At 46.8% G+C, this 19,482-nt stretch carries 8 protein-coding genes; 4 read left to right on the top strand and 4 right to left on the bottom strand.

The window, feature by feature from the left end:
• The first annotated feature begins 162 nt into the window (after window positions 1-162).
• Window positions 163-5,727 (top strand): AAA family ATPase, encoded by a 5,565-nt coding sequence (locus tag QT990_RS20275; RefSeq protein ID WP_333465680.1) that lies wholly within the window; start codon window positions 163-165, stop codon window positions 5,725-5,727.
• A gap of 231 nt (window positions 5,728-5,958) precedes the next feature.
• Here QT990_RS20275 and QT990_RS20270 read toward each other — a convergent pair whose 3' ends face one another.
• Window positions 5,959-7,575: a HAMP domain-containing sensor histidine kinase gene (locus tag QT990_RS20270; protein WP_333465679.1), complete on the bottom strand. Its 1,617-nt coding sequence runs from the start codon at window positions 7,573-7,575 to the stop codon at window positions 5,959-5,961.
• A 402-nt stretch (window positions 7,576-7,977) separates the two neighbouring features.
• Here QT990_RS20270 and QT990_RS20265 point away from each other — a divergent pair, with 402 nt between their 5' ends.
• Complete coding sequence (locus tag QT990_RS20265; RefSeq protein WP_333143414.1) at window positions 7,978-9,384, top strand: TldD/PmbA family protein; 1,407 nt, start codon at window positions 7,978-7,980, stop codon at window positions 9,382-9,384.
• Between the two features lie 560 nt (window positions 9,385-9,944).
• On the opposite strand, the gene patX is transcribed toward QT990_RS20265, so the two are convergent.
• Both patX and coaE read right to left on the bottom strand, forming a co-directional pair.
• Complete coding sequence (gene patX / locus QT990_RS20260) at window positions 9,945-10,151, bottom strand: heterocyst-inhibiting protein PatX (protein ID WP_333143413.1); 207 nt, start codon at window positions 10,149-10,151, stop codon at window positions 9,945-9,947.
• A gap of 807 nt (window positions 10,152-10,958) precedes the next feature.
• Entirely contained in the window at window positions 10,959-11,690 is a 732-nt protein-coding gene (coaE, locus tag QT990_RS20255; protein WP_333143412.1) for a dephospho-CoA kinase, read from the bottom strand.
• A 205-nt stretch (window positions 11,691-11,895) separates the two neighbouring features.
• Here coaE and QT990_RS20250 point away from each other — a divergent pair, with 205 nt between their 5' ends.
• Entirely contained in the window at window positions 11,896-17,043 is a 5,148-nt protein-coding gene (locus QT990_RS20250; RefSeq protein WP_333465678.1) for a CHAT domain-containing protein, read from the top strand.
• A 604-nt stretch (window positions 17,044-17,647) separates the two neighbouring features.
• Here QT990_RS20250 and QT990_RS20245 read toward each other — a convergent pair.
• Window positions 17,648-19,072 carry a diguanylate cyclase domain-containing protein gene (locus QT990_RS20245; protein WP_333143410.1) on the bottom strand — a complete coding sequence of 475 codons (1,425 nt, stop codon included), beginning with the start codon at window positions 19,070-19,072 and terminating at the stop codon, window positions 17,648-17,650.
• Window positions 19,073-19,301: 229 nt separating this feature from the next.
• Between QT990_RS20245 and QT990_RS20240 the strand changes: the two genes are divergently transcribed.
• Window positions 19,302-19,457 (top strand): hypothetical protein, encoded by a 156-nt coding sequence (locus QT990_RS20240; protein WP_333143408.1) that lies wholly within the window; start codon window positions 19,302-19,304, stop codon window positions 19,455-19,457.
• Window positions 19,458-19,482 lie beyond the last annotated feature (25 nt).

Here is a 19,482-nt window from a genome sequence, read left to right as displayed (position 1 = left end):
GTTAACTGTTAACGGTTAACCGAATCCGGTTAACCGTTAACGGTTAGCTGTTCGCGCGCTGCGAAATTTGTTATATTTTTAAGTATTAATACCAAGGAAGAATCTGATTTGCACTAGATTGTAAGAGTAAATCAAATATTTATCTAAAAAATAATTATTGCTATGATAGAATTAACTGGCTATCAAATTCTCGCTCGAATTTATTCAGGCACTCGCACCCTAGTTTATCGCGGAATTCGCCTCTCGGACCAAAAACCGGTCGCCATCAAAGTCTTGCGAAACGAGTATCCCAGCTTCAGCGAACTCTTGCATTTTCGCAATCAATACACGATCGCCAAAAACCTGAATTTGCCCGGAATCATCCAAACCTACAGCTTGGAGCCCTACCGCAACGGCTATGCGCTGATTGTGGAAGACTTCGGGGGAATTTCTCTGAAGGAATGGACGGGGAAAGGAAAAGCCGTGCAATCTCTGGTTGATTTTTTCCAAATTGCGATCGATCTAAGCAATACATTAGATATACTTTACCGCCACCGCATCATTCACAAAGACATTAAACCCGCCAATATTTTAATAAATCCTGAGACTAAACAAGTCAAACTCATTGACTTTAGTATTGCATCTTTGCTGCCGCGAGAAACTCAAATGCTGATGAGTCCCAACGTGATCGAAGGAACACTCAGCTACTTATCTCCCGAACAAACAGGAAGAATGAATCGCGGCCTTGACTACCGCACAGATTTTTATTCATTAGGTATAACTTTTTACGAATTGCTGACAGGAAAATTGCCATTTCAATCCAGCGATCCGATGGAATTGATCCACTGCCATATTGCCCAGCACCCACCATCTGTACGTGAAATTAATCCCGAAATACCCATTGTCCTCTCGGAAATTGTCAGCAAATTGATTGCCAAGAATGCCGAATGTCGCTATCAGAGTGCATTAGGGCTGAAAGCAGATTTAAAAAAATGTTTGCAACAACTCAATGATACAGGTAAAATTGAGAGTTTTGCCATTGGGCGACGAGATTTTTGCGATCGCTTTATCATACCCGAAAAACTCTACGGCAGAGCAACCGAAGTCGCTGCATTATTAGCAGCATTCGAGCGAATAGCAAACCCCTCTAAATCTCGTTCCCCACAAGAGCCTGGGAACGAGAGAAACCAGGGAAAAGAAGACTCACGCCTTACTAAGGGCGGCTGGGCGGACTCGAACTTATCCCGCAGCCAAATGATGCTAGTTGCCGGATTTTCCGGCATTGGGAAAACCGCTGTAGTCAATGAAATTCACAAACCCATAGTTCGGCAACGCGGTTATTTTATCAAAGGCAAATACGACCAATTTCAACGCAACATTCCCTTTAGTGCTTTTGTGCAAGCCTTCCGAGATTTAATGGATCAATTACTCTCAGAAAGCGACGCTCAGCTAGAACGATGGCAAAGGAAAATTATCAAGGCTCTTGGCGAAAACGGTCAAGTTATTGTAGAAGTAATTCCTGAATTGGAACGAATTATTGGGAAACAACAGCCTGTCTCTGAACTTTCGGGAAGTGCCGCCGAAAATCGTTTCAATTTACTATTTAAAAAATTTATCTCGGTTTTTGCTACAAAAGAACATCCCTTAGTGATTTTTTTGGATGATTTGCAATGGTCAGATTCAGCATCTCTGAAGCTTTTGCAAGTGTTGATGAGTGAAAAAGATAGTCAGAATTTGCTGGTAATTGGGGCATATCGAGATAACGAAGTATCTCCGGCTCATCCATTTATGTTGGCAGTAGCAGAGATGGAAAAATCCCAAGTAACGGTAAATACTATTACCTTGGAACCTCTGAGTCAAACGGATATTAACGATTTGATAGCAGATACGCTCTCGTGCGAGATCCCTCTTGCTCAGCCATTAACCGAGTTAGTTTATCAAAAAACCAAAGGCAATCCATTTTTTGCCACGCAATTTCTCAGGGCGCTACAGGAAGATGGGCTGATTGCGTTTGATCCCACCCCCCTTTCATGCCCCCTTACGGAGGGGGGAGAGAGGGGGGTAACATCCCCCGTTATCAGGGGAGGACACAGGGGGGTAACAGGGGGGTGGCAGTGCGATATCGCCAAAGTCAAAGCCCTAACTATCACCGATGATGTAGTGGAGTTTATGGCGGTGCAATTGCAGAAATTGCCGCCAAAAACTCAGGATGTGCTGAAGTTGGCTGCGTGCATTGGAGCGCAGTTTGATTTGAATACATTGGCGGTAGTCAGCGAGAAGTCGCCGGAAGAAACTGCTGCCGATTTATGGAAATCCTTGCAAGAAGGATTCATCTTACCAACCAGTGAAATTTACAAGTTTTATATAGGGAAAGAAGAGGGGAAAAGCACCCCCAACGTGCCAAATACCGCCGCTCAATTACCTCACTACAAATTTCTCCACGATCGGGTTCAGCAAGCTGCTTATTCATTAATTCCCGCTCACCAAAAGCAAGCAACCCATCTCAAAATTGGACAGTTACTTCTTCCGAATTTCTCCGAGGTTGAAAGAGGAGAAGAGGTGTTCGATATTATTAATCACTTTATCATTGGCTCGGAGCTAATAACGCAGCAAGAAGAACGAACCAAGCTTGCTAAGATTAGCCTCTTTGCAGGGCAGAGAGCTAAACTCTCAACTGCTTATGAATCGGCGACTAAATATCTCGCTTTCGGTTTAACTTTTCTACCAGCTAATAAATGGGAGTCGGCTTATAAATTAACATTTACGATGTATCTAGAAAGCCTTGAGGCTGAATTTTTAGCAGGTCATTTTGAGGAAGCTGAAAATTTGATAAAAATCGCATTTAGTTATGCCAACTCAAGTCTTGAGCGAGCCAAAATTATTGCGATTCAGCTAACTCATTATCAAAATAATGCCCTGTATCAAAAGGCGATTCAGGTAGGAATTGAAGGGCTGACACTGTTAGGCTTAGAACTGGCGATTATGCCAAACGAAGCAGAGTTAGAAGAGATGGCTCTGGAAGTTAAAAAAACCTTAAATCAGCGCCAAGTTGCAGGACTAATCGACGCACCACTCATTGTCGATGAAGAACGCCAGATGCAGATCAAACTGCTAATGAACATGGTACCGCCCACTTACCTGACTAATCAGGAGTTGTTAGTGTTGGTTGTTTTACACATGACCAATCTCTGTTTGCAATACGGGAATACAAATGTGGCGGGTTTTGTTTATGTTTGGTATGGAACAATTCTCTGCCAACGCTTTCAAGACTATGAAGTGGGCTATGAGTTTGGACTTTTAGGGTTGAAGGTGAATGAAAAATTTCATAACACCAGCCTGAATGGCAAAATTTATATGTCCTTCGGCAACTTTATCAACCATTGGCGCAAGCACGTCAGTTCCAATCTTGTTCTGCAACAAGCTGCTTATCAGGGGGCAATGGAGGTAGGTGATTTTTCTTGGTGTCATCACAGTGCTCTGTTCAGTTTCTGGCAGCAGGCGATCGTCTCAAGCGATATTCACAGTTTGCTGGCTCGACATGAAAAGTACATCAGCTTTGCGGAACGGACTGAGATTACGACAGCATTTGCCCTAATTCTTCAGTGCAAGCTCCTAGAGAACTTGCAAGGGCTAACGATAGGAAAGTATAGCCTTAGCTCTGAAACATTTGATGAAGAGTCGGCGCTAGCAACATTCAATGAAATTGGCTATGGCTATGGCAGTAGCACTTACTATTTCGCTAAAGCATTTTTGTTTTTTACCTATGGTGAGTATGCTAAAGCTTATGAAATGTTAGTAGCGGCGGCCGACTTTTCTAATGCACTATATGGACAATTTCAACGTGTTGTGCATTGTTTTTATCAGTCTTTGACTGTATTGCAACTTTATGGGGAAGCACCGGAAAAACTACCCAAAGATTATCAAGAAATTCTTCAGAATAATCGGCAACAACTTCAAATTTGGGCACACAACTGTCCTGAAAACTGTCTGTCCAAATTTCTGCTTTTAGAGGCGGAGATGGCTCGTGTTGCTGAAGAAAAATGGCCGGCTGCTGAGTTGTACGATCGCGCCATTCAACTCGCTAAAGAAAACGAATTCCTCCACGAAGAAGCCTTAGCAAACGAACTCGCAGCTAAATTATACCTCAATTGGGGCAAAGAAAAAGTTGCCGCAGGCTATATGCAGGAAGCCTACTATTGTTACGCTCGCTGGGGAGCAAAAGCCAAAACCGATGACCTAGAAAAACGTTATCCCGATCTGCTGCGTCCCATCTTACAACAGTGCGTCCAACCCTTCACTATTTTAGAAACCCTATCCACCCTCACCAATCCCACCTACTCAATTCCTTCGATCACCCATCACACTACCTCAAGCACCTCCATTAACCAGGCTCTAGATTTTTCGACTCTGCTGCAAATCTCCCAAATGATTTCCAGCACGATCGACCTGGATGAGTTACTGCAAATTGTGACCCAAACCATGCTACAAAACTCTGGAGCCGATCGCTGTGTACTGATGCTGTGCCAAGATCAACAATGGCAAGTGCGGGCGATAGCTACCTGGGAAAACATTAGCCTGCAAAGGGAACCCCTAGAGAACAATCCCACCGTTCCCGTTAAATTAATCCAGTATGTCAAAAACACCCTAGCAGCAGTTGCCATCGATCACCTCAAAACTGATCTGCCTGTGATTGACGATTATTTAGAGCACCACCAACCAGAGAGTTTGCTGGGTTTGCCAATTCTAAATCAGGGGAATCTGGTCGGCATTTTGTATCTAGAAAATCGGATCACAAGTGGGGTGTTTAGTCGCGATCGCCTCCTAGTGCTGAATTTTCTCTCTAGTCAAGCGGCGATCGCTCTGGAGAATGCCCGCCTCTATCACCAAGTGCAGCAGACTTTGAATGAACTTCAGCAAGCTCAGATGCAAATGATCCAAAGTGAAAAGATGTCAGCATTAGGTAATCTAGTGGCAGGGGTTGCCCATGAAATCAACAACCCCGTTGGTTTTATTGCCGGGAACATTAATGAAGCTCATGCTGGAGTTCAAGACTTAATTGATTATTTGCGCCTGTATCAAGAAAAGTTTCCTCCATCCGAAGCAGAATTGATTGAGAAAGCAGAGGAAATAGATTTAGATTATCTAGTAGAAGATTTACCCAAGATGTTGAGTTCAATGAAAATAGGATGCGAGCGCATCAAAAACATCAGCACCTCCCTCCGCACTTTCTCTCGCGCCGATACGGCCCATAAAGTTGAGGCCAATATCCACGAAGGCCTCAACAGCACTTTGATGATTTTACGCCATCGCCTGAAAGCGAACGACAAGCATCCAGAAATTGAAATCATTAAAGAGTACGGCAATATTCCCAAAGTAAAATGTTATTTGGGACAATTAAACCAGGTATTTATGAATTTGTTAGCAAATGCGATCGATGCCTTAGAAGAATCGAATCAAGGACGGACTTTTGCCGAAATTCAAGCCCATCCCAATCACATCACTATTCAGACAAAAGTAGAAAGTGAAAAGGTAAAAATTTCCATCGCCGATAACGGAAAAGGAATGTCAGAAGAGGTGAAAAATCATATCTTCGACCATCTATTTACCACTAAAGACGTGGGCAAAGGAACTGGGTTAGGACTGGCGATCGCGCGTCAAATTGTAGAAGAAAAACACGGCGGCAAACTGAGTTGTTTTTCTACACCGGGAGAAGGAACCGAGTTTGTCATTGAGATTTTAATTGATTAATGCGATCCGGCTGTAGGGGCGGGTTTTACCAACAATATTTGAGGCTCACAAACAATCTATAAAAACCCGCCCCCACCCAACCAATAACCCTGATTAACCTGATGTTCGATCCCCTTCAAAAAATATTAATTCGGATTTGTCGTTGGGCTGGGGCGGGTTTATTATATTGTTCATTTCTGACAGAGATGGTTGGTAAAACCCGCCCCTACAGATTTGGCCAATAATTAATCACTATTGCAACGGCAAAAATACCGTCATCACCTCGCCCTTTTGGGGCCGCTGGCGAATTACCAACTTCCCGCCAGCAGCCCGAAATAAATTCTTAGTCACGCTCAAATTTAAACTCAAACTTCCCGTCTCCGGCTGCACCATCAACAAAGGCCCGATCGATCGCAAAGGAGCATTCGCCGCTTCTGCAAAAGTCGATGCGACATTACCTTCAGGTAAGTGTTCCGATTCCAACTGCAACTTTAACTGATCGCCCGCCAATGTCACCTCCACCTGAATGCGACTCCCCGAAGGCAAAGTTCGAGTAAAATTCTCAATCAAATTAGTTAAAACCTGATCCAGCATCGTCGGATCGCTGACTACCGCTGGCAACTTTTTCGGCACAATAACTTCCAAAGTGTGGTTTCGCACAGCCGCCTGTTTTTGCCAGCGGGGAATGCTATTTTGTAGCACTTCACCGAGGGACATTGCTGTTAGCTGCACGCCAGAATTTTTAGCTTGCGACATTTCCAATTCCACGGCGCGGAAAATTAAACCGAAGCGATCGATCTGAGCGGTACACTCAGCATCAATCATTTCCAAACGCTTGACCACCACCGCATCGAGTTTGGGACGTTTCAGCAGCAGCCGAGTCAGCGTGCGGATAGTGGCCAAAGGAGTGCGGACTTCGTGGGCGATCGCCTGTAGCAATTCCACCTCTTTAGTAGCCAGAGGCATTGGAGATTTGCAGTTGATATCTGTAGCCGATAACTTGTGATGTCTATGGTTCAAACCATCATCACTTCTTTCATCTTTTATCCTGCCTGCTTCATCTTTCCCAAGCGGCAGATTATGCAACAGCAAGCGGCTGAACTGCATCACTGTTTGATAATTGGGCTCCACAGGCAAAAACTGCTGGAACAGCCCGTCTAATTTAGTAGAATTATTAGTTAATTTGCTAACCGGTAAATTGAAGCTACCGTCAGAATTGGCAAGCAAACATTCGCTTTCAGTCACCCGGCGCCGCAAAACCTCCCAAGCTTTGGCGACTACTTGCGGATCGAAAGAAAATAGAAAAGCCGGAATTCCGGCAGAATTTTCACCCAAAACCATCACCAGGCTAAAACTAGCAGTTAAAACCAAACAAAACTGCTCGTTGGCTAAGGGATCGCCACTTGCCAAAGCCAAAGCCGGGGCCGCCGCAGGCACTGATATTTGCACATCAGCCGCCGGCATTAAAGCTAAAGTTTGTCTGGCCCGAAAAGACCACAAAGCTGCATCGTTGTCGGGAATACTGGTAAAAATCCAATTGGCAAAGCCGTTGGCCAAAGCGGGGTCAGTCAAAACCGAAGACGGGCCAGACAACACCAATCCCTGACAGGAATTGGGGATTGTCGATCGACCATTTGCTCGATCGGCATCTGTTTTTTGTCCTGCTTTTTGCCGATCGAGCATTTGATTCAAAGCTGCGATCGCCCCGTACCATTCCTGTTCAGCTTTCAGCCGAGAAGCCCCACGGCTTGCAGGACACCGATGGCGGTTGTTTTCTCCCGCCAACTTAGCATCAAAGAGACGGAGGTCATTTTCTTGGCCTTCGGAGGCTAAAATTTCGCTTATTGTCGGTAAAAAGTAAGTATTCACAGTTATAAACCCACCTTCGGAGGCATGAAGGGTGAAGTATTTATGTATAGGAAAGTTCAGGAGTTAGGAGTCAGTCGATTTTAGATTTTAGATTTTAGATTTTAGATTTACCCCACAGATAAATCTGGGAGATTGAACTAGGGTCTAAAATTTTTATCTTTCCACGACTTAAGTACGTGGCACGGTATCCGTTTTTGGGCTGGGTCAAGCACCAGCACGATCGAAAAATCCCGCATAATTTCTTGCGCCTTCCTCCTAACTCACAGGATATCCACATTTGTCAACGAACGATATTGGCAGAACCGTACCAATAAGTCGCAATCTCCGCGCTTGGGGCGATATTTTGGACGATCGCCCTGACAAAAGTGCAAAATGAAGTAAGTTAAACACCGTGCTTTCCTTATGCCCACCTCGATCGCCGACTCGAAAAATCTGCTGTCAGACTTAATGGCACGCTACCGCCACCAAGTCGATTATCTGGCAATTCGACTGGAAGAAGCCGAAGGCACCGACATCCTGCTGCGGGGCGAAAAAATTGAAACCCTCAGCGAAGGAGTCTCAATTGGCGGCCAAGTCAGGGCTTGTCACAAAGGCGGCTGGGGCTTTGCCAGTTTTAACCGACTTTCCACCCTCGCCGAAAGAATCGAAGAAGCCATCGCCGCGGCAAAACTGATCGGCGAAGAAGAAACGATCCTGGCGCCAGTTACGCCAGTACAAGACATTTGCTTGCTGCCGCTGACAGGAACAGACCCCCGTCTGGTTCCCCTAATTGACAAAAAGCAATTGTGCGATCGTTACGCGGCCATCCTCCGCAGCATTGACCCCCGCATCGCCACAATCTCCGTGCGCTACGGCGACAGCACCCAGCGCATCATCCTCGCCACCTCCGAAGGCACCATGCTAGAACAAGGTTGGGCAGACATGGAAATGCGCTTTGCCGCCACAGCCCGCAGCGGGGAAACCGTACAAACCGGCCGCGAAACTACTGGTTCCCGCAAAGCTTACGAAGATTTAACCGATCTTGATGTGCAAGTTCGCAGCGCCGCCCAGAGAGCCGTAGATTCCCTAGCCTTACCCCCCGTCCAAGGCAACACCTACACCGTCGTCATCGACCCAATTTTGACCGGATTATTCGTCCACGAAGCCTTCGGACACCTTTCCGAAGCCGACATGGCCTACGAAAATCCCGACATTTTGGAAATTATGACCCTCGGTCGCCAGTTCGGCCCCAAAAACTTGCAAATTTTCGACGGTGCAGCGCCAGAGGGACACCGGGGCAGCTATTTCTACGACGACGAAGGCACTCCGGCGACTACTACTCAGTTAATTAAAGACGGCGCTTTAGTCGGGCGACTGCACTCGCGGGAAACGGCGGGTAAATTGGGAGAAACGCCTACTGGTAATGCTCGCTGTTTGAATTATCATTATCCGCCGATCGTCCGCATGACGAATACTTGGATCGAACGAGGTGACACGCCAGTTGCAGACTTATTTTCTGGAATCAAAGAAGGGGTTTATGCGCGCAATTGGCAAGGCGGCACGACTAACTGCGAAATGTTTACTTTCAGTGCCGGCGAAGCTTGGATGATCCGCGACGGAAAACTAGACAATCCGGTGCGGGATGTTACTCTTTCGGGTAATGTTTTCAGCACTTTAGCTGATATTGAGGCGATCGGCGACGATTTCTACTGGGATGAATCCGGCGGCTGCGGCAAGGCAGGGCAAAGCGGTTTGCCCGTCGGCTGTGGCGGCCCGAGTTTGCGGATTCGCGATGTCGTTGTTGGTGGCGAAGCTGCTGAGGAGGATTGATATCAAGTCCGCTTAAATTCACATCAGGCATCATTCTTAGGAACAGGCTTTCCGGCTTGTTCCTAAGAAAATTAAATTGTCTGGTGGGGTGTCCCGCCCGCCCCAAAAATATAGAAATCTTAATCCTAGATTTTTGTTGGCATTCCGAGATTTAATTCTACATATCACTGACGTTATCTCGGCGAGAGCACCCCGGAGTCGGGGAGGAGTTACAGCGTTTTGATTTGCTACCGCTATCTTTAGCTAATAACAGTTTTTGAGATGTAGTAAACTGATTTTCCGATCTTAAACTGTTTTCTGGTTTTTGAGTAACAGCTATGGCGCTAGCCAATAGTGCGCTTAATAATGCCAATTGCTTCAGAGTATACATTGTGAAGTTTTAGCTCAAAGTTTCTTCTCCCCGATACAGACTTTTTTTTGCATATCCGGAACTAATGGCGGTTAATTTTTAGTTTGATAAATTCTGAATTCCTTCGTTAATATAAAAAAAGCAAAATTTACACAAGTAATAAGTCAGTAGATTTCGCTTTTTTTTTGCAAAAATAGCCATTTATTTGGGTTTATCTCCCGCCGCCTCGTGGTGGCGGGGTAGTTGGATCGTTGTTATCTGCGTAAAAGGTCTGAGTCTCGGCTACGGCGGTTAAAATTTCTGGAACACTGTTGTCTTGAGCAAAAAAGGTCGATCGAGTTTCTAAGCTTTGAGCATTAACTGCGCCAGCACTCAGTAACAGGCTTGACATCAGGATGGAAGAGTAAACGCGCATCATAAATTTTGGTGTTTGTATTTTCCCCTTCTTGATACGCAGTCTGTACTCTGCTATCAGGATAAAAAAATAATTGTGGCGAAGTCATCAATTAGTAAGTGACTGCACCTGCAATTTTTTTGATTTTTGGTTAAAAGCGGGTGAAATCCATCATCTAGCTCGCTTGTTCGCTGGTAATTTCTAGTTATCTGCTACTGGCGGGCCACCAGCAGAACTCAAGACCATGTTCAAAAAAATAATGCTACTCTTCTATGCCCGTATTCCCAACCCTGGTAGTTATAAATCATTCCCAAATCTAAAATCTAAAATCTAAAATCTAAAATGGTATCGCCCCTGGAATCCTTTTGAAACAGTCTTCCAAGAAAGAAACAAAAACCGCCAATTGTAAAGTTTTACTACTTTTATGATTAACTCGATAATTTATTGAGGTGAAGCGGCAACCCGGGGATTAAAGACACAACAGGAGAGTACCCAGGCGCGCCATCAGCACGTTACATATAAATATCTTGGTGAATGAGATTCCTTAAAGGGGGCAATGCCTAATTTTTCACATTAACTTCATAAATGGTTGCTATTGTATTTTTAAATAAATTGTGAACCTTTTATTTTTTCTGATCTTTTCTGATCTGGCTTTGTGACAAGAGCGCTGACGCGCCACTCCGAAAGAGGAGTCGAAAGCGGTTGGGGAAAAAAAAGCCCGTTCACAAAATCGTGGAGTCAATCTCAAATCTCAACTCTCAAATCGAACTGCCGCGCAGGAATTAAAAAAACCAGGTTTTAAAACTGATATCGCCGAGTCAATCTCAAGTATCAAATCTCACAGCGACTGACTTGCACATCTACCTGCAGGAATAGCGAGTCGAGGGTTGACGAGTTGTCCAAAATAACGTCAGCTTGTTGACACTTTTGAGCTAGTGGCAACTGGGCGTTAATACGGGCATTAGCTCGATCGTAACTTAAGCCGTCTCGCTGCATTAGTCGTTCTAACTGCACTTCGGGTGAACAGTACACTACCCAAATTTCGGTACACAAGTCAGTCATGTTAGCTTCAAACAGCAGCGGCACTACCAAAACCAAAGTCAACGTGTCAGCCTTGGCACAGAAACCGGGTTTTTTTTCAACAATACTCGGTTCTAGCTTGTGGTCAAACAAGTCGGTTTCTTGAGTCTTTGTACTTAAATCCTGTGTCCCTTGGGATACCAAACTCGATGCAGCAATGCAGCTTTGAGTTTCCTCAACTAATCGGCGGCGCACGTAAGGGTGAATCTGTTGTTCCAACCACTGCCGCTCGTCTGCGTTACAAAAAATAATACTTCCCAACTCTGGCCGATTTAAATTGCCGTCCGGGAGCAAAATACCCGCGCCGTATCGTTTTACAATAGAGTCAAGTATTGGCGAACCGGGGTTCACAGCTTCGCGGGCGTAAATATCGCCATCTAAAATCGGAAATCCACAGGCATCTGCCAGATAATTAGATATAGCGGTTTTACCCGTGGCGATGCCCCCAGTTAAACCGATCCGACGGACAATTAGATCGCTCATAATTTTCTCTGTTTAAACTTCCTGTGTTTCGACACTTACTGCCAGTCTTTGCTATGTTGGTGACACAATCAAATTTAGACTTAAATTTTAAGATTTGCGATCGAGAGTTCGCGTTAAGAAGTGTCAGCATAGGGGTGCGATCGACTCTTTTTTACCTAAAATCTCAATTTTCAACTCGAATTAAGGTCTAGACCGAGGCAAACTTATGAATGCTCAACGTGCTGTGCGGTCGATTCTGGCAGCAATTCCCTTTGCTGGATTTTTGATATTAGATTTTTTCCCCAACCTGGTTTTCCTCAAAGAAAACAGCAGGGGATGGGTACTGGTGGCAATTTATCCCCAATCTCAAATTGCTGCAGCACAATCCATTACTCCAGCCCCAGACGGCACCGGAACCACTGTCACCGCGCCAGGTACAGGGTCGCCTCCTCGCTACGACATTAAAGGTGGCACTACCTCCAGAGACGGAGCAAATTTGTTCCACAGTTTTACTCGGTTTGGTCTGAATGCTGGCGAAACTGCCAATTTCATCTCCAACCCAAGCGTTAAAAATATCCTCGGCCGCGTTGTCGGGGGCGACGCTTCCTTAATTAACGGCCTAATTCAAGTTAGCGGCGGCAATTCTAATTTGTTGCTGATGAATCCCGCAGGCATTATCTTCGGAGCAAATGCCCGACTCGATGTGTCCGGGTCTTTTTTTGCTACCACCGCTAGCGGTATCGGTTTTGACAACGGCTGGTTCAACGGTACTGGGGCGAACGACTTCGCGGCCCTCGTCGGAACGCCGAATGCTTTTGTTTTTGGCCCACAGCCCGCGAGTATTGTCAATGCCGGTAACTTGGCTGTCGGAACCGGGCAAAATTTGACTTTGCTCGGCGGTACGGTGATCAGTACGGGCCCACTTTCAGCCCCAGGCGGTCAAATTACTGTGGTGGCGGTTGGAGACAAAAATCTGGTGCGGTTTAGTCAAAACGGACTTTTGCTGAGTTTAGAAGTTTCTCCAGCAGCCGGAGTGTCGGGTTCCGAAGGTGTTCCCTTCTCTCCGCTGAGTTTACCTGGACTGCTTTCGGGCCCTGGCGTGGCTAACGCTACGGGTATAACTACGAACGCTCAAGGTGAAGTCGTGCTCACAGGCGGCCAAACAGTGCCTGCAGGTGCTGGAACTGCGCTGGTAGCGGGTTCTGCGGACGTGTCTGCCAGGGGGGGCGTCGGAGGCAGCGTCAACGTGTTGGGCGACAAGGTAGGGCTGTTTGGAGCGAAGATTGAGGCTTCGGGGCCGGACGGTGGCGGAACGGTGCGGATCGGGGGAGATTACCGAGGCGAGGGAACTGTGCCGAATGCCAGGATGACTTACGTGGATGGCAAAAGTTCGATCGCAGCCAACGCAACTGAATCAGGCAACGGCGGCCGAGTTTTGGTCTGGGCTGACAACACAACAGCATTTTTGGGCAGCATCAGCGCAAAGGGCGTTTCTGCAACGGGAACCGCAGGTGTTGGGGGGTTTGTGGAAGTTTCGGGCAAGCAAAGATTGATTTTTAACGGTAATGTTGATACCTCTGGGACAAACGGTTTGGGGACTTTGCTGTTAGATCCAGACAATATTTTCATTACAGATTCCCCAGAAGCTGCGGGCGATGCGGAAATAATTGCCAACAATAATATTTTGGCAACAGGAACGCTACCAGGACAGGAAAACAATTCTGAGCCTTCGCTGACAATTTCGGCTACAGCTTTGGAAAGTATGTCGGCTACGTCAAATGTGGTTCTCGAAGCCCTCAATGATATTACAATTGCTGATTTGGCGGACAATCAGTTGAGCTTTCAAGCAACTACTGGTTCGGTAACATTTAGAGCAGATGCCGATCGCAATGGTGCGGGTGCTTTTTCTATGAATGCGGCCGATACAATTAGCACCGGTGGCGGTGCGATCGCCCTGGAGGGAAGTCAAATTACTGCGGGCAATTTGTCAAGTAACGGCGGAAATATTAGTTTGATTAGTCCGGGTTCGACTGTTGCAAACAATATTTCTTCATCCAATCCCAGCACCGGCAGCAGCGGGAATATTGCGATCGAAGGCCTGAACGTAACGGCCCAAAAACTTGATGCCAGCGGCCCGGAAGCGGCGGGAAATGTAACTGTGACGGCTCGGAATGTTCTGGGGGTTAGCTCGATCGCAGCGGGTGCTGGAAACATTACTTTGACTGGTAATGAAATTAATTTCAAAGGCGACAAAAATTCAGTCAGCGGCACTGGCTTTTTGGTACTGCAACCTTGGAACCCCGGTCAAAATATTGCGATCGGCGGTTCTGGAGATGTCGGCACTAATATTTATTTGAATCTGACGGCAAACGACCTCGGAAGTTTGCAAAATGGATTTGCTGGAATTACGATCGGCCGCAGCAACGGTATCGGTTCAATTCTGATGGCCAACGATTTCACATTTTACGATCCGCTAATTATTCAATCGCCAGCGGGTTTGGGAACAATCACTACCACAAGTTCCCTGACAGGGGCCGACAATGCCTCAATTACTCTCAAAGCTGACGGCAATATCCGTACCGGAAATATCACTACCAACAATCAGGAAATTCGCATCGTCAGCACCGCAGGCAATGTCACAACCGGTCAGCTAGTTACTGGAACTGCGCGCACTATCAACACTTCTGTCAATTCTTCCCAAGATATACGCAATTCGGCGGGAGATGTTAGTGTTACCGCACAGGGCACGGTGACGGCCGGGGCGATCGACACGAGGGGCGATCGCGCGGGGAATGTGACGCTGACGGGACCTAATGGAGTCACTGCGGGCGCGATCGAAGCTGGCGGCTCGAAAAGACCGGGAAATATTACTTTAACCGGCAGCGAGATTGACTTGACGGGTGACAAAAATTCGATCGCCAGCAACGGCAATCTGGTGCTGCAACCGGCCGATCCCAGTCAAAATATTATAATTCAAGGTTCGGGCAGTACAGAAGCTCTGAACTTGACTGCTGCTGAATTGAACACTTTTCGGAATGGGTTTGCTTCGATCGCGATCGGACGTTCTGACGGTAGCGGTGCGATCTCGATTGGTTCTCCAGCGCCCAATTCAACGCCGAATTCCACGCCAGTAGCGGTGACATTTCAAGATCCGACGACGATTCAATCGCCGTCGGGCACCGGCGCGATCGTGGGAACGGGTGCGATCGTCGGCACTGATAACGCCACCATCTCTCTGATGGGCGGTACTGTAGCCGTCGGAGACGTTACCTCGACTGCGGGGATTAACATCACTAGCAGTCAAGGCAAGTTGACTGCTGGTACGGTTTCATCTCGCTCAACTTCCGGGGAGGCTGGCCCTATCAATATTCGCAGCGCCGGTGCGGTAGAAACCGGCAACATCGATGCTTTTGGTGCCAGAAGCGGCGGAAATATTTCGATTGCGGCGCCGGGCCGGATCGTTACAGGGGTGATCAATTCGAGTTCGCAGTCGGGAAGTGCGGGTTCGAGCCAAATTACCGGGCAGAAAGATGTTGAAGTTGTTTCGATCAAAGCTCGTGGCAATACGGGCGGCGATGTGGCAATCGAAGCTGGGGGAGCGTTTCTGGCTGCGGGAACAGGAACGGCTGCTGAACGCGCCGAGGTTAGCATTTCTACAGACGGGCTGGCTCGATCGGGTTCACAGACGCTGCTGCAAAGCACTTGCTCGTCGGGAACCTGCACGGCGGCGACTGTTGGGACGGGAAACTTGAAGTCGAACACTGCGACTTCCTCAACTGCGATCGGGCCGCTGGCGATCGTGCCGAGTCCGGCACCAACTACCACCGTGGAACTGAAAACTACAGCCAATTCTCAACAAATTGTGACTCAGGTGAGTCTCGGCCCCGCAGCGCAGGTGCCCAAGAGCACTAACGCAAATGTCTCGCCAGAAGCTGCTGCTGTCTCTTTTGAGGATCAGTCGAACGAGAATGCTGCCGGCTCGGTACTGCTGTCGCCGTCGGTGTTACAAGACAATTTAGGCGCGCCTGCGACGACAGAAAACGGCACCTTGCAGGCAACTTCACAGAAGTCGGCGAGTGCGGTAACAGCAGAAAGTATCGGGAATGTGAGGGTTCCTGAGATTTCTCGATCGAACTCGATCGCGCAAATAAATCCGATCGACGCAGTGCAGCAAAGGGATAGAACTCAGGGCCGGGAATTTGAACGTTACTTTGGGGGCACTGTCACTGAAAAGTCAGTCACGCAGCAAAGTATTCGAGATACTCTCAGCAGCGTCAATCAGTTGACTGGGGTTAAACCGGCCATCCTTTACGTGTGGGCGAAAGAAAAACATTTAGAACTTGTGTTGTTATTGCCAGACGGCAAAAATGTTTTTAAAAGCGTGCCTGCAAGCCGCGAGACAGTCTTGCAAGTTGCTAAAAAATTCACTAATGCTATCAGAAGTCCCAGGAGATTGAATACTGCTGACTACAAGCAACCTGCCGAGGAACTTTACCAGTGGTTAATTGCACCGCTGCAACCGGAATTGGAGGCTAACAAGATTGACACCTTGGTGTTTTCGATGGATGTCGGTTTGCGAACTTTGCCTTTGGCTGCTCTTTACGACGGCAAGCAGTTTTTGGTAGAAAAGTACAGTTTGGGCTTGATTCCGAGTTTGAGTTTAACTGATACTCGCTATGCCGATGTTAAGGGTTCTGAAGTGTTAGCGATGGGTGCGTCGAATTTTCCTGCCAAATACGATCAAAATCCTTTGCCTGCGGTGCCACTGGAAATATCGACAATTGTGGGCAAGATTTGGCCGGGTTCGTCTTTTCTCAATGAAGCTTTTACTTTGGCAAATTTGAAGCAGAAGCGCAATCAACCGCAATACAAAATTATTCATTTAGCTACTCACGGCGATTTTCAGCCTGGGGGAGCCCAAAATTCTTACATTCAGTTTTGGGATACTAAGTTGCGGTTGGATCAGTTGGATCAGTTGAAGTTATCTAACCCGCAGGTGGAGTTGTTGGTTTTGAGTGCGTGTACTACGGCGGTGGGGGACGAACAAGCTGAGTTGGGGTTTGCAGGGTTGGCGGTGCACGCGGGGGTAAAATCAGCTTTGGCGAGTTTGTGGTATGTCAGCGATGTTGCTACTTTGGGGCTGATGACTGAGTTTTACCAGGAGTTGCGTACAGCGCCGATTAAGGCTGAGGCTTTGCGGCAAGCGCAGTTGGCGATGTTGCGGGGAGAAGTGCGGTTGCAAGATGGTTATTTGGTACGATCGGGCAACAATCAAGCTCTGCCTTTGCCGTCGGAGTTGGCCACCAGGGGCGATCGAAATTTCTCGCATCCTTATTATTGGGCTGCTTTTACCATGATCGGTTCGCCTTGGTAATTCTGAAGGAAGAGGGTGCGATGCCCAAAAAACCGGGAGAGAACAAGTCGCAAAACTCGGAGGGTGGGAATACCTAAAAAAGTGCGGTCACTCACACTAGAGACCGCGACCTCAACATCCAAAACGGGATAAAATGGAACAATAAAATTTTAAAAAAAACTCGACTGCTAGCGCCAGAAATATTGAGCGTCTATAGCGGTTCTCAAAAAAGTGAGGTATGCCCACGGAGGCCTATGCCCTATGCCCTATGCCCTATGCCCTATGCCCTATGCCCATGAGTACCTCATATGAGAGCTCGAAAGGCTATACAAGTCTTTACTAAAAACTTTTAGCCCCGATAAATTATGATAATTCAATCAAAAAGTTTCGATTACCCAACAACAATCGCTCTTGGTTATCAAGCCATAACGCTCGGCGGTGAGAATAAACTCATTGGGAGCCACGCTTTCTCCGTTTTTCTCTACCATTCTTAACAAAATTTCCTAATGATCTAATGATGGGTTAGAGATAATAAAGCCAATCTTTTGGGAGTAGAGACAAAAACGATTGGTTTCTAACGCACGGCTGATTTTGGAAATCAAGTGCGTCTCACCACGTTGTCTAATTATATGAGTTCGCCATCATCTAGACGATAAACATGAACACAGTTGCGACCTTTGCCTTTGGCTACATAACAAGCTGCATCAGCCGCCCCCATAACCTCCATCAAATCTTGGCTGGTTTGGTTAATTGCAACAACTCCAATACTGACTCCTATGATAAAGGTTTTGCTATCCCAAATAAACCGAAACTGATGCACTATGTCTTTGAGCTTTTCCGCAATCTGAGTTGCTTTAGAGAGGGGACATTTAGTAAGCAAAAGACCAAATTCATCACCTCCCAAGCGAGCCAGTGTGTCATTAGCGCGGACTCCCTTTTGTAAAAGTCTAGTGATTTGGCGCAGTAGCTCATCGCCAGCAATATGACCTGCGGTATCGTTAACGACTTTGAACTTATCTAAATCTAAATAACAGAGAACGTGCTGCTGATTGCTATCTTGAACAGAGGCGATCGCCTCAATTAGTCGCTGCTCAAATCCTCGACGGTTGATTAAACCCGTCAGAGCATCGTGATTGGCTTCCCAAGAGAGTTGACGAGCAATATTGCGCGATTCGGTAACATCATGAAAGACGATGACTGCCCCGATAATTTGACCTTGGCAGTCTCGAATGGGTGCTGCTGAGTGTTCAATGGCATACTCAGTCCCATCGCGCGCAATGAGTATAGTATGGTTAGCTAACCCCACAATTCGCTTCTCCAATAGAGCCTTGTCGATCGGATTCTCTAATGGCTTTCGCGTTACTTCATTGACAATTTCAAAGACTGTAGACAGGGGGAGTCCCTTAGCCTCATGAGCCTTCCAGCCTGTCAGTTGCTCAGCGATAGGATTGAAAAATCGCACATTACCTTGAGCATTGGTAGTAATAACTGCATCACCAATCGATTGGAGAGTCACTTGAGCGAGTTCTTTTTCGGCAAAGAGGGATGCTTCGAGACGTTGGCGTTCTTCCATTTCTCTCAAGAGACGTAAATTCTGCTCTTGGAGGCTTTGTTGCAACCGTCGAATGGTTAGGTGAGTTTCGACACGAGCTAATACTTCTTCGACATGAAACGGCTTAGCAATATAATCTACGCCACCAACAGCCAGCCCCTGAACCTTATTGAAAGTTTCATTGAGAACACTCAAAAAAATTATCGGAATGCCTGCGGTTTGCTCGTCAGATTTTAATTTTTTACAAACTTCATAGCCATCAAAATCGGGCAATTTAATGTCGAGTAAAATTAGTTCCGTCCCTGGCGATTGGGCGGCTCGGATCGCCATTGCGCCTGTTGTGGCACAGCGAACTTTATAACCCTGTGCGATCAAAGTACGGCTCAGAAGACGCAAGTTATCAGGCAGATCGTCAACAATTAAAATATTGCCGCGGTAGTTGGTATGTGGCTCGCTAACTCTATCGCTAGTTCTATCGAGAATCCTACTCCTTTCCATAGTTTGTTGCCAGAGGACTATAAGCCTATGAATAAGAGTATAGTTGAATTATTAGGTTATAAACTCACTTTACGCAGCCAGAAGTCCTGCGATCGCAGAGTTCGAGGAGTGGCACGCTGGCACAGCCCATACAAAATCTGACTTGTGGAGGTAGGGAGAATCCCCCCGTGGTTGCCCTTCTTTGTTTTGGCTAACATTAAAAGGACATTTTTTTAACGCAATCTGCTGTATGAACAAGCACATTTCTGAAAGGGCAAGTCTACTCGTCATTGCGATCGGAGGTCTCGTGCTGCTAGATTGGCAATTTGACATCTCCCTACTCAAAAGTGGTTTTCCCGGTAAGACTTCGATGATGAAGCGGGCAATGGCAGAACTCAATCGCTAAGCACTTCAGCACTCATGAATAATGC

Source organism: Microcoleus sp. T3_B1 (assembly GCF_036700445.1).
Classification (GTDB): Bacteria; Cyanobacteriota; Cyanobacteriia; order Cyanobacteriales; family Microcoleaceae; genus Microcoleus.
The sequence above is the reverse complement of the archived record's forward strand: the minus strand, read 5'-3'. Positions and strand labels throughout refer to the sequence as shown.